Genomic DNA, 20,408 nt, shown 5'->3' with positions numbered 1-20,408 from the left:
GCCCTGGACAGGGTAAAGTGCTATTGCTTGGGTGCCAGAAAATTTTCACACCCGGCAATAAATAACCACACCTATTATGTTATCCCTAAAAATCGGGGAAGACGTCAGATTAAAATAAACTACAGTGGCTAATGCAATATTTAATAATAGAAAAACTGCGCCGCAATAATCAGGTAAAAATTTTGTGATGATAAATAAACAACAGCAATGGGCAATGAATCCGCAAGGTTTTAAAATGAAATTCTCTAGTGTGTCCCGATACTATGGCTTGATATTATGCTTTGGCATACTGACAGGTTGCACTGATCCGGTCGTTGAAAAGTTTGAGGGACCGGCTCAGGGGACGACTTATCATATCAGCTATTGGTCGGAGTTACCGGTAGATAGCAAAGATATTGAAGTCAGTGTTAAAAACGAGCTCGATATTATTGACAAAACACTGTCCAATTATCGCCCTGATTCAGTCATAGAGACGTTTAATAGCGCCGAAAACACCAATAGCCAAGAAGTTGGTAACGTTATTGTCTCACTGGTTAGAGTAGCACAGATTGTTAGTAAGGCCAGTCAGGGATGCTATGATTTATCAATCAAACCGTTATTTGAGTTATGGGGGTTTCGAGGCGATAAACTGACTATTCCCGACGCCACTGCCATCCGCAAAACACTGGATCAAATTGGCATGGAAAAATTGGAAGTGGTGGACGACTCTCATTTACGTAAAAAGCAAGCGAATTTAAAAGTGGATTTGTCGTCCATAGCACAAGGTTACAGTGTGCAAAGTATCAGCAAGATTTTCGAGCAAAAAGGCATTACCAACTATTTGGTTGAAATTGGTGGTGAGTTAAAAACACAAGGACACAAGCCGGATGGACAAGCCTGGCGTATTGCCGTGGAAAGGCCTTTGCCAGGGGAGCAGGTTATGCAAAAAGTTATGACTATGCCTAAAGATTTACCCATGGCAGTGATGACCTCAGGGACTTATCGGCATTATTTTGATGACCACGGACAGCGCTATGGTCACATTCTTGATGCCCGTATCGGGCGTCCGGTTTTACATGATCTGGTTGCCGTTACTGTCATTTATGAAGACCCGACTATTGCCGATGCCTGGTCTACGGCTTTGCTTTGTCTGGGTCAAAAAGAGGGTATGCAGGCTGCCAATGCAGCAAAAATTCCTGCGCTTTTCATTCAGCAGCAGGATAAGGAACTTATCGAATCTCGAAGTGATGCCCTGAACACTTTGAATACGCTTACCATTCATTAATACTTGAAGAACCGGATCAAAATAATGTCGCTTAAAACATACAGTCGCAGTTTACTTTCTTACTGGGGAAGTTGGACGCTTCGCCACCCTTTGGTTGTACTGCTAATTATTGGCTTGCTTACTGTTTTTGCCTGGCAATATACCGTCAGTAATTTAAGTATCAATACCGATAATACCGACATGATTGCGCCTGATGCGCCATTTCAGCAAAATCTTCGTAAGTATGAAAAAGCCTTTTCACAAGATGTTCATAAGGCGTTGTTGGTTGTTGAATCGGATACGCCTGAGTTAACCAAATCCGCGACTATAAGACTGGGACGCTTGTTAAGGGCTGATAAGGCCAATTTTGAATCCGTATATATACCCACTGAAAATAGTTTTTTTCATCAGAACGGCTTGCTTTATCTCGACGTAGACGATTTACAGGCGTTATCAACTAATTTGTCACAAGCTCAGGCATTTATAGGTCGAATTGCTCAAGAGCCAAATCTGACCGGCTTTTTTTCAATTTTTGATGATGCCTTAAATTCTGCCAATAAAAATCAGGAATTACCCCTTGATTTGCCGCCGCTGATTGATAAGGTTTCACTGGCCTTGCATAAAAGCATGAATGGTGAAAATAATCTGTTATCTTGGGAATCCTTGATTGCCGAGAAAAAATTAAGCGGGCAGGGCTCTGATAAAGGCTTTATTAATGTTGCGCCCAGGCTTGATTACACGCAAATCCGTCCGGCCGAAAATGCAATTAACGCGATACGCAAAGCCATTACTGAAATCCAACAACCCGGATTACCTGCCGTTAAGGTTTGGATAACCGGAGAAGTCGGTCTTGAAGACGATGAAATAGTAGGGATGAGTAGCGGTACTTTTAATGCCTGTATTTTCTCGGTCATATTGGTTTTATTTATTTTACTGGTTGCTTACCGTTCCATTTTGTTTACCATTGCCACGCTGTTTACCCTGGCTTTAGGGATGGTTTTTTGTGGCGCTTTTGCGGCCTTTTCGGTAAAGGAACTGAATTTGATTTCAGTTGCTTTTGCCGTATCCAATATTGGTTTGGGGGTTGAATATGCCATTCACTTTTGTTTGCGCTATAGGGATAATCTGCTGCTTCATGTTCAAAAAGAGAAAGCGATTCGCAGTACGTTAGTATCCACCGGTCCCTCTTTATTATTATGTGCCGGCACGACTTCCATCGGACTTTATGCCTTTGTGCCGACTGATTACAAAGGGGTGTCGGAACTGGGTTTGCTGGCTGGAACCAGTTTGTTTATCTGTCTTTTAATCACCTTGACGGTATTGCCTGCGCTGTTAAAATTTATTCCGGTGTCAGTGAAGTCAGAGCCTCAAACCACTCACCCTTTTTTGACAACATTGGCAGAAAAATTGGCGACTTTTACGTTGCATTACGCCAAGCCCATTGCCATAGTAACCGGTCTTATTGCTGTCATATCGATAGTACTGGTATTTAAGGTTAAAACTGATTTTAATCCCATTAATCTGCGTGATCCAAATACTGAATCAGTGATCGCTTTTCAAAATTTGAATAAAGATCCGGATACGACTCCGATGACCTTGACGGTTTTGGCCACTGATGAACAAAAAGCGAAGGCTATAGAGCAAAAACTTGGCGCATTAGGATCGGTTGATAAAACCGTTAGTCTGTTTGATTTTGTACCTTCCGGTCAGGAAGAAAAGCTGGCGATGATTGATGATATGGCCTTGATGCTGGGGTCGCAATCACAAGGTTTTCCGCCGCTAAAACCGGATAACAATCCAATTCCGGCCATTAACCGGCTGTTAAAAACCATCGATAATATTTTGCCTGCCAAAACTGACGCCCATGAAATAGCGGCGTTACAAGCTTTCAAAGCAGAGTTACAGGATATATTGCTTGAGCTTGATACCCGGCAGGAACCGGGGCGACGCCTGTTTATCGAAAAAATACAAACAACGTTACTGGGTACCTTGCCCGGTGCGATGAATGAGTTGTTAACCGGTTTAAATGCGCGGGAGATTACGCTGGATGCTTTGCCTGCTGATATCAAAGAACGATGGTTAAGCAAGGAAGGTTTATACCGTATCCAGATATTCCCTAAAAAAGATTTGAATAATCTGGATAATCTGGAGCATTTTATTACCGACGTACAACTGGTAGCCCCTGAAACAACGGATTTACCGGTTATTTACTGGGAGTCGATGAAAGAAGTGGTTGATGCCTTTAAAAAAGCAATTACGATTGCCTTAATAACCATTGCGCTGCTGTTGTATGCCATACGACGTAACGTTACCGATACCTTGTTGGTTATGACGCCATTAATTCTGGCGGGATTATTTACCATGGCCAGTACCGTGCTTACCAATACCCCGATTAATTATGCCAACATTATCGCTTTGCCGTTATTGCTGGGGCTCGGTGTTGATAACGGCATCCACATGGTTGAAAAGCTGCATCATTCACTGTCTGAAGCGCAGAATATCTATCAATCCAGTACGGCCAGAGCCATGTTTTATGGCGCATTAACCACGGCCTCCAGTTTTGTCGGCCTGGCTTTTTCACCCCATCAGGGTATTGCCACCATGGGCTTGATAATTACCATGGGTATTTTCTGGATTATGATTTGTACCTTTATTGTCCTTCCTGCCCTTAGCAAATTAGTCTTAAAAGAGAAAATCAGCGCGTAGAGGATAATTTCTCAGTACCCCTCTTTGAAAAGAGGGGGGTAGGGGAGATTTTTAAAATAAATCCCTGATAACATTTGCCGATTTTATATCTTGATTCTGGAAGTTAAAAGCTATGTAAGGCGGGCATATCTTTTCATGTCCGATATTATTGAGTAAATCTTCGATATTTTGATGTTGACCCTACATGACTGCAATGTGCTTGAGCAGTATTGAAATGGCGCTGGGCAAGTTGTTTTGGTTATATTTCCGACCGGAAATGCTCTGGAACAGATAAGAAAAGCTCCGGGATGATTAAGCAATACTCTTGGGCAGATAAGAAAACCGTTGAGATCATCAAGAAAAACTCTGAGGCAGATAAGAAAACCGTTGAGATCATCAAGAAAAACTCTGAGGCAGATAAGAAAATCGTTGAGATCATTAAGAACACCAGCAGAGCAGTCTATAGTCATTCCACAGCACTCAAGAAAATCCGTATTACCGATAAGTAAGATACCCTTGCAGAGCAGAGAAAGTCTTGAGTATTAATGCTTTAAGCCGGTTTTAAGTGCTTTATTTCCCATGTACAAGCATTATTGATAATTTGCTTTGCTCCACCAGATAATCAACTGTAATGCACGCTAAAGGCAATGCGCCTGACTTCAGTATGTTAGATAAAAAACCAATTTGTAAGCTACCAGAACCGGTTATTCAGATAACCCAGGGGAATTTATGAAAACGCAAAAAGCTCGTATCAGTTTTTCCAAACTTAAAGATAATGATCTGCCCAGTGCCGCGCAGTTAATTGTTAACAAAATGACCAACAACTCTTACTTTCCAAACCCAGAGCCAAATCTGGCGACTATTCAGACGGCCATAACCGTCTATGCCTACGCCCTGGTAAAATGCCTTGATGGTACCAAGCAAGATACCGCCACCAAAAATGCCTATCGGTTAAATCTGGAAGACTTGCTGGGGAGTCTGGGCAATTATGTCAACCTGATTGCTCAAGGTGACCTGATTAAACTGGATAGTAGCGGTTTTATCATTTCAAAAATTCCCGAACCGGTCGGCATTTTGGACGCTCCGCCGTCATTTAATGTCCTGTTGGGCAATAATTCCGGTGAGGTCATCATAGAAATCGGCGTTGTTGATCGGGCTTCCGGTTATATTGTTTTGTATTCGGAGCTGCCGGCACCTGCCGATAATGAACATTGGAACAGCAAGCTGTTCTCAAAATCCAAAGGCTTGTTGACCAACTTAAAAGCTGAAAGCAAATATGCCTTTAAAGCCGCCACCAGCTCCGAAGCCAATAGAATCGGCTTATACAATTTCTCCAACACGATAGAAAAATTAGTCCCGTAACGAATGTGTCGGGTTACGGCTATCGCCTAACCCGACCGACATGACTTATATCTCATTTAATCTTCATTTAAATATAAATTTTTATATTCAGAATAATCCTTAAACTGTTGCGCCAAAGCATCCCTGCCCAGTTTTTCCAGGGTTTCGTGAAAACTTGAATAGGGATAATCAACTAAATTAGTGACATATCCATGCTTAACAGGGTTATTAAGCAAATAATTCAAGCGAACAAGATAATCTTTTTCATCACGCGGACAATAATCCCAGTAATTCCACCAAACAGGTAAATCACAACGCCCTTGTGCTTCAATAAATTGTGCTGATAATCCATGAATTTTACGAAAAATTTTCGACATATCATCGCCTTTATCACTGGTTGCTAATAAATGGTAATGGTTGTCTAAAATAACCCAATAATCCAACTGCCAGTTTTTTTCATGAAAACAAGCTTTAATCGTAGCCAGCAAATGATGCTTTATTGGTTCCGGTTTTAATAAAAGCCGTTTTTGGTAAATTGCGCTGGTTATAAAATAAGCGGCGTTATCAACAAACAAATGTGCAGGAGAATGTAGGCCGCGTTTTAACATAAGAATTAACCCTTGGAGTACAAACCTAGGTTTGTATTCCAGCTTGATCGTTAATGTAAACCATCGCCGTTTGTTCATCCGTTTCAATGGCGATTTCAACTGGGGGTTAGGTGATAGCCGTAACCCGACACATTCGCTAACCCGACCTACTGGACTACTGGTCTTTAGTATGTTGGATAAATTTGCCTAAGAATGATGGGCTTTCTTCATCAATCCATTCTATGTATTGCTTTTATTTCGTGTCTTTCGTGTTTTTCGTGGACAAAATAAGCAAGTCGCGTAGGTCGATTAGAGAGAGTGTTCGGTGGTAGGTGAGATCAATTGCGTTAAGGCGATATCAGGTTGCATCAATTTTTATGCGTGTCCGGATACCGGCAGGCATTTCAAGTTTTTTCTTATCCCAGCCTTCCAAATCCAAAATATCCTCCAGGCATTGCTCCATCAGTTGATGGGCCTGTTTGGTGACGTCGGCAATGCGTTGATGAACCAGCGTTTGTATGTCGTTTTCGGGTGGCAACTCCATACATGCTTTTTGATAGTCGAATAATTTACGCAAGTTGGTAATTTGCAAGCTGATATGAACAGGGCAAGCGCAGGTATAAAGAGCGGCTTCATTATTGATGATGGCAAGTTGTAGGGCGGTAAATTTGTTGTCAAGATTCATGGTAATTTACTCTTATTATTATTGGATAATGCCTGGCGTTAGTTTTTAAATGAAGTTGATGTTAAGCAATTAGGTGGACGTTTCGGACAGGTTGTCGAGATGGTCAGGATTTCCCTGCAAGTAAGAGGCATTGGGATCAATAATAAAATGATTATTGATGGTCGTGCGTCCTATCAGCATTCTAAATAGCATACTGTCCCGATTAGTCAGCGTCATTTCTGCGGTAATCACTGATTGTCCCAGAATTATCGGAGTTTCTATGACATAGCGGCGTTGTTTGTGGCCACCAGAATCTGTCACCAGACGTCGATCTTTAATCAGGGCGTGGCATTCAATCGATACTTCTACATTTTTTTGTTGGGGATGAATGGTAAACATAACCCAGCGCTGTCCACCTTTTCGATAGGGGTCGATAGCAAACGCATGTAAAGCCGATGACCTCGCTCCGGTATCTATTTTAGCCTTGATATGGGGGATATTAAGTTCCGGTAACTGTACCCATTCTCGCCAACCCAACAGTGGTAGTGGTGATGATATATGCGTCATAGAAAATTTCTACAATAATTAATCAGCGTTCTTGTTGTTATTGATTTTATCCAAGGGTTCATTGTCTGTTTTGACATCACGTTTTCGGCCTCGGCGCATATGATTATTTCCACGTTTTTTATTGTTACGTGCTTTTACACGCCTTATATCCAGTTTATGTTGATTGATTTCAACTAATTTTAAATGCTGAAATATATCGGGAGGCATTTCGTCGGGCAGTTCAAGCAGTGTATACAGGCTTTGAATATTAACATTATGGATGTTGTTTTTGTCGACACCCGATTCTTCAATTAATACTTTTTTAAGTTGTTCGAGGCTGATATGGTGCTTGCTTCCTACATCCAGTCGATAACGCACCATTTTAATGCCCGATACTATATTGATTATAGGTAATTGCTGATCGGTTTTTTTATCTTCCGGTAATGCTTGCGGTGAAGTATTTTCAATCGCTTGTGTTAAATGCACCAGTGCGGCAGCACAAGTTAGGCTATCGACTTCCAGTTCAACGGCCAGCGTACGGATATATTCACGCTGGCTGTCAAGATTTTGGCTATTAATAATCTGTTGTAGTCGATTTTTCAGCGACTCATTTTTGCTTAAGGTGTCGATCATAAATTGTTTACTATTTTAATCATCAGCAATACAACGTTTTGTAACTATTTCGATAGGGTGTAGACGAGCTTGGGTATCACCTTAATAGTACCGTCAATAATTGCGAGTGTTGCTCAATATAAAGTCTATTGCACAATTTCCACATAAGCTTCATCTCTAAGCCTGCGCATCCAAAGCTCGGTTTCTTCTTCGATTTTCCGTTTACGAATAGCGTCTCTGACCAGGTTTTTCTTATGCTCAATGCTATCGTCTTTGTTTTCCCGGTCAAGAACCTGAATTAAATGCCAGCCAAATTGTGTTTGGACAGGTTCACTGATTTGATTGATGTCCAGTTTCCCCATTGCTTCCTCAAACGGCTTAACCAGATCACCGGGACTTACCGAATCAAGTGAGCCACCCTTTAATGCCGAGCCTTTATCATCTGAATGAGCGCGTGCCAGGGATGCAAAATCGTCACCGTCTGCGATACGGGATTTTAAAGCCAGCAAGCGCTTTTTAGCTTCATTATCATCAATTAGTTCATTGGTTTTTATTAAAATATGGCGAACTTTGGTTTTGGTAATTGTATGATTATCTGTGCCTTTCAGTTCAAGCATTTTAATAATATGAAAACCGCTAGGGCTGCGAACAGGATCAGCTACTTCACCGGCACGCATTTTACTGACCTTATCGGTAAAAAGGGTAGGTATATCGTTCAGGGTACGCCAACCCAAATCGCCACCTTTCAGGGCATTATCATCTTCTGAATCACTCATGGCAGTTTGTGCGAAATCTTGTCCTGCACGCAGTTGTCTGACCAGATCATCCGCTTTACTTTGGGCTTGTTGTATCTGCGTTGCTGAGGCGGCTTCTTTAACGGCAATCAGTATATGGCCTAAATGATACTGAATCGCCTCATCGCCAATTTTTCCTTGAGTTTCCATATAGTGATCAACCTCCCTGTCAGTGACTTTGATACGGCCACCTATTTCTCTACTGCGTAATTGGTTGATAATAATTTCATTGCGCATATTATCCAAAAAGCCTTTATAGGTCATGCCTTGATGTTCCAGTTCTTCTCTAAATTGCTGGAGCGTCATGCTATTGCGCTGGGCAATATCGGCTGCCGAATTGTTGAGCATCTCCTCAGTAACGGTAATACCGGCTTTTTCTGCTAGTTGCCTCTGAAGCCTGTCAATGATCATTTTTTCCAGTACCTGTTTACGTAAAATAGATTCTGGTGGCATTTGTGTCTGACTGCCTTGTATTCTTTGTCTGATAGTCGATATTTCTTTGTCGAGTTCTTGCTCCAAAATAACGTCATCTTCAACAACGGCGACTATTTTTCCGAGAACTTCAGCGTTCGCTAAAAAAACAGTTAATAATAACCACCAAGTGAGTAAAGAAATAATCGTTTTTTTCATTGTATTCTGATCAATCATCGTTGAGATTTCCGGTAACCATAAATTTCCTGTTGCAAGAAGTAATCCATATCATCGCCAATAGCAGACAAGCCTTTTAGTTCCACTTCAAAAAATACGCCGTTCTGAGCGGTACCTGCCAAGGTCAGATTTTGGTTGGTAGTGACACCATTGAAATTGGTGTTGGCAATATTGTTGATGTAATGTCGTGCAGCGATGCGAAAACGCCAACAACAATTTTCTTTCTCTATGCCCAAAAAAGCGTCCTGAGTTTGATTATACAATAATGAGTATTGAAAGCGCCCCATGGCATACCAGTTGTCATAAATCGGATAACGAAATGACGCATCACTTTGAGTAATATCATTGGTGCCATCGGGTATCAAGGGATTTTTTCTGTAAAGATAGCCGACATTAAAAATCTCATTAGACTCATTTCTATAATGAATTCCCGCTTTTGTTCTTTCAATATCATTTAGAACAGGATTCCATTGCAACCCGGATGTAACTGATATGGTGCGTGTCAATTCGCTACTCAACTCAGTCACCAGATTCGATACGCTATTGGTTTGCACTGAACTACCTGCTACAGGTGCCTGGTTTGCATACTGTAAAGTGACATTTCTGTCACGAAAATAAAAAATCTCGCCGACACTTAACTTTAGTCTTTCCAGGCCGGATTCATCATCAATCAGTCGCGAGGTTATCGCTGTTGTTATTTGATTGGCGTCCTGTATTCGGTCGGTGCCGGCAAAGCTGTTTTCTCTGAACATGGAGTTGTATTGAAAGTCATACTGCGCAGTATCAAATATAGGAATGTTTTGCTGATTACTATAAGGAACATATAAATAAAATAACCGGGGTTCCAGGGTATGTAAAAATGGTGTGTTGGCCATATTAAATCCCCGTTCAAAGTTTAGGCCGCTATCGGCAGAAAAAATAGGCAAGGTTCGGGAAACAGATTCAGTTGAGCTTATGCCGGGTTGTAAGTTATTCAGTGCGTACTGGGTGTGTTGCAAGGAAAGTTTGGGAGTGAAATAAGAGCTGGCTGTTTGCAAGGGTATACTGACCGAGGGCTTGGTATTAATGCGCTGACCATTTACCAGACTGGCTTGTTGAAAATACACATATTCGTTTTCCATGGCTGTGTGTAACGGCATAAACTGGAAAGAATGATCCAGATTAAGGTTAACTTGAGGTAGTTTTCGATAAGGCAGGGCCGCATTGGGTGTGGTGGTATTAATTGACTGGTAATTCTCAATCCGGGTACTCAAGTTAACGCCTGGGCGATCATATCTAATATCAGCTGTACTTCTAAGATAATTGAAGTTAGAAAAGCTGAGCGCATTACCCAATTCAGCGAAATAGGTTTGATCAGAAACATAATTTACATCCATGTTTGAACTGATATGGTTAGAGATTTGTGAGGTATTTTTAATGGAACCTGAATATCTCGTTTTATTAAGAACGCTATCATTAGGCATAAATTCCATTCCCACTTTGCCCCTTGATTGCTCGGTCAGATAACGGAAATTACCTGCCAATAAAGGACCTCTTGAAGACAGTTCCCTGGGAGTAATGGTGGCGTCATAATTAGGGGCGATATTCCAATAATAAGGTGCCGCCAAACGAAAGCCACTGTACTTGGTGGTTCCAAAGGAAGGTGCAAGAAAGCCGGAAAGCCTTCTGTTATCGATAGGAAAGGATAAATAAGGCGAATAAAATACCGGGGTGCCCTTAAACTCCATCCAGGTATTTTTGGCAACACCTTTACCGGTCGTTTTATTCATCTTCAAGTCAGAAGCATGAATGATCCAGTCCTGATTACCGGGGCGACAACTCGTATAGGCGACATCTTTGTACTGAGATAAGGTTTTGCTTTCCCGATAAAGAGCGCTTGCCGTGCCTCTTAGTGGTGTGGTCGGAGAAATAAACTCCAGATTCCTTAGCTTGGCCTGGTCAGATGCGAGATTGAGCGAGGCTGTCTCGCTGTGCAATGCCAAAGCATCTTCGCTGTAATAGACATTGCCGTGTAGATCAAGTACCTTTGAGACACTGTCATAATTAGCTTTATTAGACGAAGAATGTTGATCGGCACGAGTCATTTTTACATTACCGTAGTAACTGCCGATTTCATTATCGAAAATCTCTGAATAATTCGACTCGACGTCCATTGGTGACGTTTCTCTTTTATCAGACTCCGAGACAAAATCACGTTTTGTGCCTCGCTCGGCATTGCAGTTTTCCCAAGGATCATAAGGCAATTGTGAGGTGAGTGTTTTAAAGGTTTGTTCTTTTTCCGAATTAAATGCCGGATTTAGCAGCCTTAGCGTAGATAGCGGTTCTTCTGCCTTTGCAAGTTGAGTCTTGTTTTTAGGGTCGGGGCCGGTCAACTGACAGTTCCAGCCTTCATCGCCTTTGCTGGCATCGCAGTTCCACCCTGCATGGCTGACTTCCCGATCGGAAAGTTGACTATTTTCAATGGCAGTTTTTTCAGGGACTGGTAGTGTCGACTGAGTACTTCTAACGGTTTGACTTATAAGCGGTTGTTTAACCGGAACCACTGCCGGTTTGACCGGTTGAATCCTTTCAACAGGTTTGGTAGCCATTGGTAAAGTTACTTGGGCGGGTTTAGGAATAACCGGTTGAATCAGTTCGGCGGTTTCTTGCTTGATAGGTTCGCTGACTTTAGGCGGCGGAACGTTAGCCGGATAGGTTTTTTCAACCGGTTTAATTAAAGCCGGTTGAACCGCTTTGACTGATTCAGCTTTAACGGGAGGTGATATTGTATAGGTTTTGGCTGGCGGTTTTTTATCGCCCACGCAAACCCATTCTTTACTATCTTTATTTTGCTCGCAGTTCCACGATGCATCATTCGCATAGCTTGTGGATACTGTTAATGAGGGTAAAAAAACCAGAAATAAGCGACGAAGCATAGGTGGTATAAGTTAGTAGCGTAATGGGTCGTAAATCGAATAAAATGCCTGGTACGCATTTTACCGCACTTTATCTTGGCATTATAACTAATCTAACCCAAATATCATGATGCTCGACGACTTAAGAACAATATCCATGCTCGATTGGCTTGAAAACGACCTGTTATTGACGGTTACTTCCTGCGAACCTGCCTCCAGTGATGCCAGTTTTCGACGTTACTTTAGAATTAAAGTACCCGAGGGGCAATTTATTGTTATGGATGCGCCACCGGAAAAAGAAAATATTGAGCCCTTTATAAGAGTTGCCGGGTTATTGGCGCGTTCTCATGTCAATGTTCCTGTTATTTTGCAGCAAAACCTTAGTGACGGGTTTTTATTACTTGAGGATTTTGGCTCGCAGTGTCTGTTAGATCGGCTCAATGCCGATAATGCGACTATATTATATCAAAGTGCTTTAGATGCCTTGTTTAAGCTACAGTCGTATACCATTATTCAAGAGTGTAATTTACCGGGCTATAACGAGCCACTTTTGCAACGGGAACTGGGTATTTTTGAAGACTGGTTTTTAAATGAATGGCTGGATATTGAGATTCCTCAATCACTTTGGGAAACCGTGCGCACTATTTTGGTCAACTCCGCACTGGAGCAACCGGTTATTTGTGTTCACAGGGATTATCACTCGCGGAATCTTATGGTTTTGGAGGATGATTCTCCTGGGGTTATCGATTTTCAGGACGCCGTTATCGGCCCGATAACTTATGATCTTGTCTCGTTGCTGCGGGATTGTTATATTGAATGGCCACAGCAACAGGTTGAACTTTGGATGGCTGATTACTATGACAGGCTTCTGCAAGCGAAACTGATAGCTTGTACGCCGATTTGTTTTAAGCGTTGGTTTGATTTAATGGGGATACAACGGCACCTCAAAGCTATCGGTATTTTTTCCCGCTTGCATTTAAGAGACGGCAAGTCTGGCTATCTTAACGATATACCGCGTACTTTGGGTTATGTGACGGCTGTCTGTGCAAATTATCCTGAACTTGCAGAGTTTAGTGATTTTCTCAAAAAGCAGGTTTTACCTGTCTACACTGTTTTGTCTTCGACTCCAAAGCAAGTTGATAAGCAAGCGGTTAAAAATGAGGATGTGACAAGCTAATGAAAGTTATGATTTTAGCCGCAGGGCGTGGCGAAAGAATGCGTCCGTTGACAGATTACACTCCCAAACCACTACTTCCTGTGGCCGGAAAAACCATTATTGAGCATACCATTAACCAACTGGTATCGGCAGGTTTTAAGGATATGATTATTAATCATGCCCACCTTGGCCAACAAATAGAAGCTTATTTGGGTAACGGTCAGCGCTATGGTGCCAATATTCAATACTCTTCGGAAGGTGAGCAGGGACTGGAAACGGCGGGAGGCATTATTAATGCATTGCCTCTATTGGGTAACGATATTTTTTTGGTGGTCAATGGCGATATTGCTACCGACTTTCCTTTTGCCGAACTTAAAAGTCAGGCGGTTGATTTAGCGCATTTAGTACTGGTCGATAATCCTGAGCATCATCCGGAAGGTGATTTTTATCTAGATAGTACGGGTAAAATTATTGATAACGGCACGGAAAAATTAACTTTTAGTGGTATTGGATTATACCGTCCTGAATTATTCAGTAATATACCTGCCGGAAGTAGTAAACTGGGGCCTTTATTGCGACAGGCAATAGGGAATCAACGGGTTTCAGGGCAAAAATTTGCAGGCTTCTGGATGGATATAGGTACACCCGGACGTTTGCAGGAACTTAACCTTTTATACACAACGAGAATAATTCATGACTGACCATGTTTATAAAAAAATAGAGCTGACCGGTTCATCGACTGTTGGCATTCAGGAAGCTATTGAAAGCGCTATCAGTAAAGCTTCGGAAACTATCCACGAAATGCGCTGGTTTGAAGTTATCGAAACCCGTGGACACATCGCCGATGGTAAGATTGCCCACTGGCAGGTTACCGTTAAAGTTGGATTTTCTTTGTCCGAATAAGCAATTTATCGTCACTTCTTCCCCACGACGTCATATTGTCAAAACACAGTATGGCGGTCATCATTCTAAAAATAGCAGTTGAGCTCATAGGGCGTTCAAGCCTATTCTCAGTGTTAAATGCAAAAGTGAATTAAATAGTCTATTCTTTTAAAAAAACTACAGAATATAAATTTAATGAAAAAAGCAATATCGTTAATCTAAAAATTTTGTGTTAATGGTTAAAGTACATTTTGTAGCGTTAAAGACAGTTTAAAACTCAGTTGTGACTGGCTTGTAATACTTTTACTTATGCTTTGAAAGCGATTGAAGTCTTCAACTGTTTCAGTCGGAGTTGCAATCTCCGGTTGGTATCGTTTTATGGGCAAAACTGCTCGCTACTTTCGTGCAAAAATGAAAGATGCTGTAATTTCTTTACACCAATTCCCTTGCCAAAGAAGAACGCTGATAATATTATCAATGACGTTGTGTTGGTTTTTACTATCGACGCAGAATATGATTTTATTATTGGCAACACAAAAAAACATTATATAACCGGTAAATTTAAAATTTGGCATTATTCATGCTTCATTTTTATAAAACCAAACATTAATAGTGACGCATTATGAAATCAATCTGGAAAAATTATAAAACTGAAAGTGCTTACGATGAACTTATGTTTTCGGAGTTTCAATCGCGTGCTGTGAGTCATAAATTATGCCAATATTTAAATTCTCTTAAAAAAGAGGATATTGATAAACGGAAAATTGCTGCCGAATTGGCTATTATGGAAATGGGTATCAGTTTCACAGTTTACAGTGATGAAGGTAATATAGATCGTGCATGGCCTTTCGACATTATTCCACGGATTATTGATGGTAGAGAATGGCGAATTATAGAAAAAGGCTTAAAACAACGGTTAACGGCCTTAAACTGTTTTATCAGTGATGTTTATGGCGAGCAAGCCTTCATTAACGCGGGCAAAATGCCTGGTGAAATTATTAATAGCTCCAAGAATTTTCGTAAGGAATGCATTGGTATTAAGCCTCGCCATAATGTGTGGGCCAATATTTGTGGCACTGATTTGGTGCGTGATAAAGATGGCATCATGTATGTTTTGGAAGATAATTTACGGGTGCCATCAGGAGTCTCCTACATGATGGAAAACAGGGTTATCACCAAACGTGTGTTTCCAGAACTGTTACAGGATATTGATATCCTGCCCATTGATGATTACCCCACCCATTTACATGACATGCTATTGTCAATTGCCCCGCACCAAGATGGACAAGTGACTTGTGTGGTATTGACTCCCGGCATATATAATTCAGCCTATTTTGAACATGCCTATTTAGCGCAGCAAATAGGCGCGAAACTGGTTGAAGGTAGCGACTTGGTGGTTAATGATGATGATTGTGTCTACATGCGCACCATTCAAGGTTTGGAAAAAGTCGACGTTATTTACCGCCGTATAGATGATGATTTCCTTGATCCTGAAGTATTCCGTAAAGATTCAACACTGGGTGTTCGAGGTTTGATGCGAGCATGGAAGGCGGGCAATGTTGCGCTGGCTAATGCGCCAGGTGCGGGTGTTGCTGATGATAAAGTCGTTTATGCTTATGTGCCGGAAATGATACGTTTTTTCTTGAATGAAGAGCCGATCCTCCCGAATGTACCGACTTATTTGTGCAGCAATAAAGAAGATCTTGCCTATGTACTTGAACATCTGGCGGAACTGGTAGTAAAACCGGCCAATGAATCGGGTGGTTATGGTATGTTGGTCGGTCCTCATGCCACAGCAAAAGAAGTCGCACATTTTCGGGAAATTATCCAAAAAGATCCACGCAACTATATTGCACAGCCCACTTTAGCCATTTCAACCGCACCAACATTGTGCAAAGGTAAATTGGAGCCGCGTCATATTGATTTGCGTCCCTTTATTTTACAAGGCGAAAACACTTATGTAACAGCCGGCGGATTAACCCGGGTTGCCTTGAAAAAAGGTTCTTTGATAGTTAACTCCTCGCAAGGTGGTGGCAGTAAAGATACTTGGGTTATTAATATGGAGGAAGATTAATGTTATCTCGCTCGGCAGAACGCCTGTATTGGCTAGCACGTTATCTGGAACGTACCGAAAATATTGCCAGACTGGTTAGTGTCCATATGAATTTATTAATGGACTTACCCAAGGGTGTTGAAATGGGGTGGCGGCAACTGATCCTTATCAGTGCCTCGGAACAAGAATTCTATGAAAAAAACAATGTCGCCAATGAGCGTAATATCACCCGATTTCTGTTAGCCGATGCCAGTCATTCAGGCTCTTTATTCTCGTCATTAAGCGCGGCCAGGGAAAATATTCGTACCTCCCGGGAGCTGTTGCCGGATGAGGCATGGGAGCAAGTCAACGAAATGTATTTGTTTGCAAAAAACAATCTGGAAACGGTTGTTAACAGGCGTCAACGCGTATTATTTCTTAATGAAATACTGAAAGGTTGTCAGCGATTTACAGGCTTGTTGTCCGGCTATATGAGCCATAATCACCCTTATCGGTTTATTCTTTTAGGTAGAAACATTGAGCGTGCCGATATGACCAGTCGTATTCTCGATTTAGCTTCCTTGCTACTATCGGAATCGCGTAGTGATGAAATGCGCCAATACGAAACTATTTTATGGATGAATGTTTTAAAGGCCCTGAATGCTTTGTTAATGTACCGTCAACAAATACGTAGCAGGGTTAAAGGTGATGATGTGCTTAACTTTTTATTGTTGGATGCTAATTTGCCGCGATCCGTGGGTTGCTGCATAGCAGAAATGTCACTTTGTATCAGTAAGTTACCTAATAATGATGGGTTGCCTTTGAAGCTTGCTGAGCTGGACGCCTATGTGCAAGATATTGATACCAGGCAAACCACACAAGATCAATTGCGTAGTATTCTTGATGGTTTACAAAACAAGTTGGGAGAATTACATTCTCAAATTGCCGATAACTGGTTTTTGACGGCTACCGAGGAGTAAAGTCGCTGGAAGCATAGGGCTCTGAATTAATGGCTACCAACTTAAGACGGGACAGATAACTTTCCGGGAGCGCCGAGCCCCAGCTCGGCACGGGATAATCAAACCAATTACTGACTACGCCGAGCTGGGACTCAGCGCTCCCGGAATCAATAGGCCAGTTTTATTTATCTGTCCCGCTTTAAATCGGTAGCCTGTTTTGGTTTTCAAGATACGCACGGTACGGCAAATGTCTCTTAAGAATATATATATTCTAAGATAAATAATTTCGATACTAACGGATATCATCCCTTTAAGGGATGGTATCCGTACGAGTTTGCAGCAACGTGAATTGGAAATTTTACTATAGTGCTATTTTTTAGTCTTTATAGGGGCTGATGACACGGTAAGATGCGGGCCTGTTAGGCTATCTTTGACGTTGAAATTGACGATAAGCCGCTTGTCGTCTGGAAATAATTCGTCTTTGCGCTGAATCAACGAGCCCAGAAAATGCAGTGTCGTCTTTGCCGGTGAAAGCTGAGTCTCTTTTGAGTCATCACTGACTACAGTGCTCAATTCATTTTCCAATTCTTGCCGCATGGCGGGCATTTCATCTATAAATGCAGTAAGCTTATCGATACGTTCTTCTTTGGGTAACACCCCAATATTCCATGCGACTGCTGCCAGAGCAATAAGGTTCTCAAATTCCTTGGTTGACAGATTTTCGGGCTCAAATTCTGCACATAATTCTATCAGCGCTGCCGATAATTTAACGCTTTCAAACGGTTTTTGTTGTCTTTGTAACTGTTTTTTTCGGCTGGCTTTGCCCATCGTTAATTCTCTAAAGTGCTTGTGGTTTTTTAAAACAGATCATGGCTGGTTTTAAGCCACCAGCCACTTATTGGTATCAAGCCAATGATGTTATAGAGCGACATGCATGGTTTTATTCAATTTTTTATCCAGGCAGGGTAATGAGGCAATCGCTTCACGTAGCTTGGTTTCCCAGCTACGTCTGAGCTGCAACATATAGTCATCATCATCGTCGAAACAATAATACTCCTCCAGACTAAAGCTGTTTTTACGGTAAATCAGCATTTCTACAGGTGCCCCTACGCTGGCATTACTACGTATGGTAGAGTCCATAGACACCAGGCAGCAACGTGCCGCTTCGTCTATTGAGGTGCCCAGTTTAAGAAATCGATCCAGTATGGGTTTACCATATTTACTTTCGCCAATTTGTAGAAAAGGTGTGTTGGCTGAGCTGGTTATACTATTACCCTCTGCATAAACCATGTAAGCCCCATGGGGATCTGTGCCAATTTGACCCGCTAAAATAAAGCTGGCAGAGGGGTTAAATGCAGATTTTCCCTGCGCGCTGACATATTGTTTCTGTTTTTCAACGCTGACCTGGCCTAAATATTCGGCGGCCTCAAACAGGCTTTCTACATTATTAAAATTTATGTTGGCATTTTTTATTTTGTCGCGATGTAATTGTTCTAAAACGGCCTGAGTTGTTGCCAGGTTGCCAGCGCAGAGTAAAATAATTTTACGGTCGCTTAGCGTATCAAATGCGTGCATTTTGCCGTGCGTGCTGACATTATCAATACCGGCATTGGTTCTTGAGTCGGAAACCAGAATAAGTCCTTCGTCTATAGAAGCTGCAATACAATAAGTCATGAAGGTTTAGCCGTTGTTATAAAGTTATAATCGGTGAATTATCCAGTAAATCGACCCGAACGTCCATGTTGTTCAATAAACAGCCTGCACCAAATTGATGAAATATCGAAACATCTGCGGCATCGCGCCCAAAAGCAATGACCACCCTGCCACCCCGAGAGTCAAATTGTGTAGGGTCGAAGGTGTACCATTGATTGCCAATATAGGCCTCAAACCAGGCATGTAAATCCATGGGTTGTAAATCATACAGATAACCCACAACCAGTCGCGCCGGTATGCTTATGCTACGACAGAGCGCTATGGCAAGTTGCGCAAGATCCCTGCACACGCCATAACCACGATAATGTACTTCAACAGCGGAGAGTGGAAATTCACTGGAACCGGGTAAATACTGGATAGATTCCCGAACCCAGGCATTAATTTTACTGACTTGATCGTAACCGGGCAGGGCGTCACAGATGATGTCTCTGGCAAGATCGCCAAACCGGTCGGATTCACAATAGCGACTGGGTAACAGAAAGGTAAGTACTTCGTTGGGAAGATGCTGTATTTCAACAAAATAAGCGCCGGGTGCAATATCACTATTATCATTTACCATGACCTCAGACGAGGTATGGATCAAAAAATCTCCAACAGGTGCTGACAGATGCTGACATGAGTTGCCAAAGTTGTCAGTGCATTCTATTATTGGTATGGCAGGTTCTATGGTGTAAGCTTCATGGTTTATCCATTGCTGTAAGCCTCTAAAAGGACGCAGCATTAAAATCAAAACACTCGCTTCAACTATCTGGAAGTCAAGATTACAACTAACCCTTAATTTCATATCGGTAAACCCTGCGAAAATGGCTCATGATTACCCTAAATTACACAGTTTTTCGGTATAACCATATCAACTGTAGATACGGGTAGAGTACCCGAGCCTGTTTCCTGATTATGGCAATAAAAGATCTTAAATACCCAACGATTCAATTTCTTTATAAGCATGATTTAGCCAGATTTTAACTCGTTGTCTTTCAAGTAAACCCAAGGCATTGAGGCTTTCGGGATCTTTGTTTTTTGCGGCCCAAAAGCTGTAGCTGTTACTGTCAATCTTGGTCATTACCGGTGCATGCAGGCGCTTTAAGGTAATAACTTTGGCATCAAAAGCCAGGGCCCGTTCTTTAACGCCCGAAAATTCCAGGATGTTAAAATGCTCATCACGCAGTTGATTTTGCACCAGAATATAGTTAAGACGCGTGCCATATTGAGTGAGTAACTTGTTCAGCAAATCGACACAGTCTTTACCTGAGTCCATTACATTCCAATAATAAATTGAAATTCCTAAATCCTCGGCCAATTCCAATACGCCGGATTCTTCTATCCATTTACCCAATGGATGATGGGTTTGTGCAGCAAGATCAACTAAAATATGTTGCTCCGGTTCTGCTGAAGCGGTTTCTATAATGGCATCCAGGCTTTGGTAATCATCGATAACAGTCGGTGATGCATAGTCTGTGTAAAAGCGTAGTAACGAGCCATGTGATCTATCGGTATCAAAACCGATAAAGGGAATATCTTTATCAATCATGTATTGTGCCAGTAGACGGGCAACAACGGATTTTCCGACGCCGCCTTTTTCGCCGCCAATAAGATGAATGGTACTCATATAAACTCCTCTAAGTTAAAAATTATTTAGGTTCAAGGTTCAAGGT

General features: G+C 41.8%; 19 protein-coding genes. 9 read left to right on the top strand and 10 right to left on the bottom strand.

Annotated features, from left to right (window positions below):
- The first annotated feature begins 187 nt into the window (after positions 1 to 187).
- The 4 genes from N7974_RS05225 (at position 188) to N7974_RS05210 (ending at position 5,290) form a co-directional block, all read left to right on the top strand.
- On the top strand, positions 188 to 1,264 hold the full coding sequence (locus N7974_RS05225; RefSeq protein ID WP_262964603.1) for an FAD:protein FMN transferase: 1,077 nt from the start codon (positions 188 to 190) through the stop codon (positions 1,262 to 1,264).
- Between the two features lie 24 nt (positions 1,265 to 1,288).
- A complete protein-coding gene (locus N7974_RS05220) occupies positions 1,289 to 3,949 on the top strand; it encodes an MMPL family transporter (protein ID WP_262964588.1) in 2,661 nt (886 codons plus the stop codon).
- 209 nt (positions 3,950 to 4,158) lie between these two features.
- Positions 4,159 to 4,437 carry a hypothetical protein gene (locus tag N7974_RS05215; protein WP_262964587.1) on the top strand — a complete coding sequence of 93 codons (279 nt, stop codon included), beginning with the start codon at positions 4,159 to 4,161 and terminating at the stop codon, positions 4,435 to 4,437.
- Between the two features lie 220 nt (positions 4,438 to 4,657).
- The gene (locus N7974_RS05210) at positions 4,658 to 5,290 is read left to right on the top strand and encodes a hypothetical protein (RefSeq protein WP_262964586.1); all 633 of its coding nucleotides are present in this window, start codon (positions 4,658 to 4,660) and stop codon (positions 5,288 to 5,290) included.
- Between the two features lie 56 nt (positions 5,291 to 5,346).
- Here the strand turns inward: N7974_RS05210 and N7974_RS05205 are convergent, their stop codons facing one another.
- From N7974_RS05205 to lptD, 6 genes are all read right to left on the bottom strand, one after another.
- Positions 5,347 to 5,877 carry an REP-associated tyrosine transposase gene (locus N7974_RS05205; protein ID WP_262964585.1) on the bottom strand — a complete coding sequence of 177 codons (531 nt, stop codon included), beginning with the start codon at positions 5,875 to 5,877 and terminating at the stop codon, positions 5,347 to 5,349.
- 337 nt (positions 5,878 to 6,214) lie between these two features.
- A complete protein-coding gene (locus N7974_RS05200) occupies positions 6,215 to 6,541 on the bottom strand; it encodes a hypothetical protein (protein WP_262964584.1) in 327 nt (108 codons plus the stop codon).
- Positions 6,542 to 6,610: 69 nt separating this feature from the next.
- Complete coding sequence (locus tag N7974_RS05195) at positions 6,611 to 7,087, bottom strand: ATP-dependent zinc protease family protein (RefSeq protein ID WP_262964583.1); 477 nt, start codon at positions 7,085 to 7,087, stop codon at positions 6,611 to 6,613.
- 18 nt (positions 7,088 to 7,105) lie between these two features.
- A complete protein-coding gene (locus N7974_RS05190) occupies positions 7,106 to 7,699 on the bottom strand; it encodes a DbpA RNA binding domain-containing protein (RefSeq protein ID WP_262964582.1) in 594 nt (197 codons plus the stop codon).
- A 125-nt stretch (positions 7,700 to 7,824) separates the two neighbouring features.
- A complete protein-coding gene (locus N7974_RS05185; protein ID WP_262964581.1) occupies positions 7,825 to 9,120 on the bottom strand; it encodes a peptidylprolyl isomerase in 1,296 nt (431 codons plus the stop codon).
- Entirely contained in the window at positions 9,117 to 12,035 is a 2,919-nt protein-coding gene (lptD, locus tag N7974_RS05180; RefSeq protein WP_262964580.1) for an LPS-assembly protein LptD, read from the bottom strand. The genes N7974_RS05185 and lptD overlap by 4 nt, the downstream gene beginning before the upstream one ends.
- Positions 12,036 to 12,171: 136 nt before the next feature.
- On the opposite strand from lptD, the gene N7974_RS05175 reads away from it, so the two are divergent.
- The 5 genes from N7974_RS05175 to N7974_RS05155 all read left to right on the top strand — a co-directional run bounded on the left by N7974_RS05175 (position 12,172) and on the right by N7974_RS05155 (position 17,064).
- Positions 12,172 to 13,191, top strand: coding sequence for an aminoglycoside phosphotransferase family protein (locus N7974_RS05175; RefSeq protein WP_262964579.1), 1,020 nt, complete (start codon positions 12,172 to 12,174; stop codon positions 13,189 to 13,191).
- Positions 13,191 to 13,871 carry an N-acetylmuramate alpha-1-phosphate uridylyltransferase MurU gene (murU, locus tag N7974_RS05170; protein ID WP_262964578.1) on the top strand — a complete coding sequence of 227 codons (681 nt, stop codon included), beginning with the start codon at positions 13,191 to 13,193 and terminating at the stop codon, positions 13,869 to 13,871. The genes N7974_RS05175 and murU overlap by 1 nt, the downstream gene beginning before the upstream one ends.
- Entirely contained in the window at positions 13,864 to 14,073 is a 210-nt protein-coding gene (locus N7974_RS05165) for a dodecin (RefSeq protein WP_262964577.1), read from the top strand. The genes murU and N7974_RS05165 overlap by 8 nt, the downstream gene beginning before the upstream one ends.
- Positions 14,074 to 14,674: 601 nt before the next feature.
- A complete protein-coding gene (locus N7974_RS05160; RefSeq protein ID WP_262964576.1) occupies positions 14,675 to 16,126 on the top strand; it encodes a circularly permuted type 2 ATP-grasp protein in 1,452 nt (483 codons plus the stop codon).
- Positions 16,126 to 17,064 carry an alpha-E domain-containing protein gene (locus tag N7974_RS05155; RefSeq protein ID WP_262964575.1) on the top strand — a complete coding sequence of 313 codons (939 nt, stop codon included), beginning with the start codon at positions 16,126 to 16,128 and terminating at the stop codon, positions 17,062 to 17,064. The genes N7974_RS05160 and N7974_RS05155 overlap by 1 nt, the downstream gene beginning before the upstream one ends.
- 348 nt (positions 17,065 to 17,412) lie before the next feature.
- Here the strand turns inward: N7974_RS05155 and N7974_RS05150 are convergent, their stop codons facing one another.
- From N7974_RS05150 to N7974_RS05135, 4 genes are all read right to left on the bottom strand, one after another.
- The gene (locus tag N7974_RS05150) at positions 17,413 to 17,871 is read right to left on the bottom strand and encodes a hypothetical protein (protein ID WP_262964574.1); all 459 of its coding nucleotides are present in this window, start codon (positions 17,869 to 17,871) and stop codon (positions 17,413 to 17,415) included.
- A gap of 90 nt (positions 17,872 to 17,961) precedes the next feature.
- The gene (locus N7974_RS05145) at positions 17,962 to 18,717 is read right to left on the bottom strand and encodes a peptidase (protein WP_262964573.1); all 756 of its coding nucleotides are present in this window, start codon (positions 18,715 to 18,717) and stop codon (positions 17,962 to 17,964) included.
- A gap of 16 nt (positions 18,718 to 18,733) precedes the next feature.
- Positions 18,734 to 19,540 carry a transglutaminase family protein gene (locus N7974_RS05140; protein WP_262964572.1) on the bottom strand — a complete coding sequence of 269 codons (807 nt, stop codon included), beginning with the start codon at positions 19,538 to 19,540 and terminating at the stop codon, positions 18,734 to 18,736.
- Positions 19,541 to 19,666: 126 nt separating this feature from the next.
- Entirely contained in the window at positions 19,667 to 20,362 is a 696-nt protein-coding gene (locus N7974_RS05135) for a P-loop NTPase family protein (protein ID WP_262964571.1), read from the bottom strand.
- Positions 20,363 to 20,408 lie beyond the last annotated feature (46 nt).

It is taken from the genome of Methylobacter psychrophilus, from assembly GCF_025583945.1.
GTDB lineage: Bacteria > Pseudomonadota > Gammaproteobacteria > Methylococcales > Methylomonadaceae > Methylobacter_C > Methylobacter_C psychrophilus.
This window is presented reverse-complemented; position numbering and strand designations above follow the sequence as displayed.

Excerpts from the sequence above, each read along its gene's own strand:
- N7974_RS05145 (WP_262964573.1), bottom strand. The coding sequence starts at position 18,717 with ATGACTTATTGTATTGCAGCTTCTATAGACGAAGGACTTATTCTGGTT.
- N7974_RS05205 (WP_262964585.1), bottom strand. The coding sequence starts at position 5,877 with ATGTTAAAACGCGGCCTACATTCTCCTGCACATTTGTTTGTTGATAAC.
- N7974_RS05185 (WP_262964581.1), bottom strand. The coding sequence starts at position 9,120 with ATGATTGATCAGAATACAATGAAAAAAACGATTATTTCTTTACTCACT.
- murU (WP_262964578.1), top strand. The coding sequence starts at position 13,191 with ATGAAAGTTATGATTTTAGCCGCAGGGCGTGGCGAAAGAATGCGTCCG.
- N7974_RS05200 (WP_262964584.1), bottom strand. The coding sequence starts at position 6,541 with ATGAATCTTGACAACAAATTTACCGCCCTACAACTTGCCATCATCAAT.
- N7974_RS05140 (WP_262964572.1), bottom strand. The coding sequence starts at position 19,540 with ATGAAATTAAGGGTTAGTTGTAATCTTGACTTCCAGATAGTTGAAGCG.
- N7974_RS05225 (WP_262964603.1), top strand. The coding sequence starts at position 188 with ATGATAAATAAACAACAGCAATGGGCAATGAATCCGCAAGGTTTTAAA.
- N7974_RS05220 (WP_262964588.1), top strand. The coding sequence starts at position 1,289 with ATGTCGCTTAAAACATACAGTCGCAGTTTACTTTCTTACTGGGGAAGT.
- N7974_RS05165 (WP_262964577.1), top strand. The coding sequence starts at position 13,864 with ATGACTGACCATGTTTATAAAAAAATAGAGCTGACCGGTTCATCGACT.
- N7974_RS05135 (WP_262964571.1), bottom strand. The coding sequence starts at position 20,362 with ATGAGTACCATTCATCTTATTGGCGGCGAAAAAGGCGGCGTCGGAAAA.
- N7974_RS05155 (WP_262964575.1), top strand. The coding sequence starts at position 16,126 with ATGTTATCTCGCTCGGCAGAACGCCTGTATTGGCTAGCACGTTATCTG.
- N7974_RS05150 (WP_262964574.1), bottom strand. The coding sequence starts at position 17,871 with ATGGGCAAAGCCAGCCGAAAAAAACAGTTACAAAGACAACAAAAACCG.
- N7974_RS05160 (WP_262964576.1), top strand. The coding sequence starts at position 14,675 with ATGAAATCAATCTGGAAAAATTATAAAACTGAAAGTGCTTACGATGAA.
- lptD (WP_262964580.1), bottom strand. The coding sequence starts at position 12,035 with ATGCTTCGTCGCTTATTTCTGGTTTTTTTACCCTCATTAACAGTATCC.
- N7974_RS05210 (WP_262964586.1), top strand. The coding sequence starts at position 4,658 with ATGAAAACGCAAAAAGCTCGTATCAGTTTTTCCAAACTTAAAGATAAT.
- N7974_RS05195 (WP_262964583.1), bottom strand. The coding sequence starts at position 7,087 with ATGACGCATATATCATCACCACTACCACTGTTGGGTTGGCGAGAATGG.
- N7974_RS05190 (WP_262964582.1), bottom strand. The coding sequence starts at position 7,699 with ATGATCGACACCTTAAGCAAAAATGAGTCGCTGAAAAATCGACTACAA.
- N7974_RS05175 (WP_262964579.1), top strand. The coding sequence starts at position 12,172 with ATGCTCGATTGGCTTGAAAACGACCTGTTATTGACGGTTACTTCCTGC.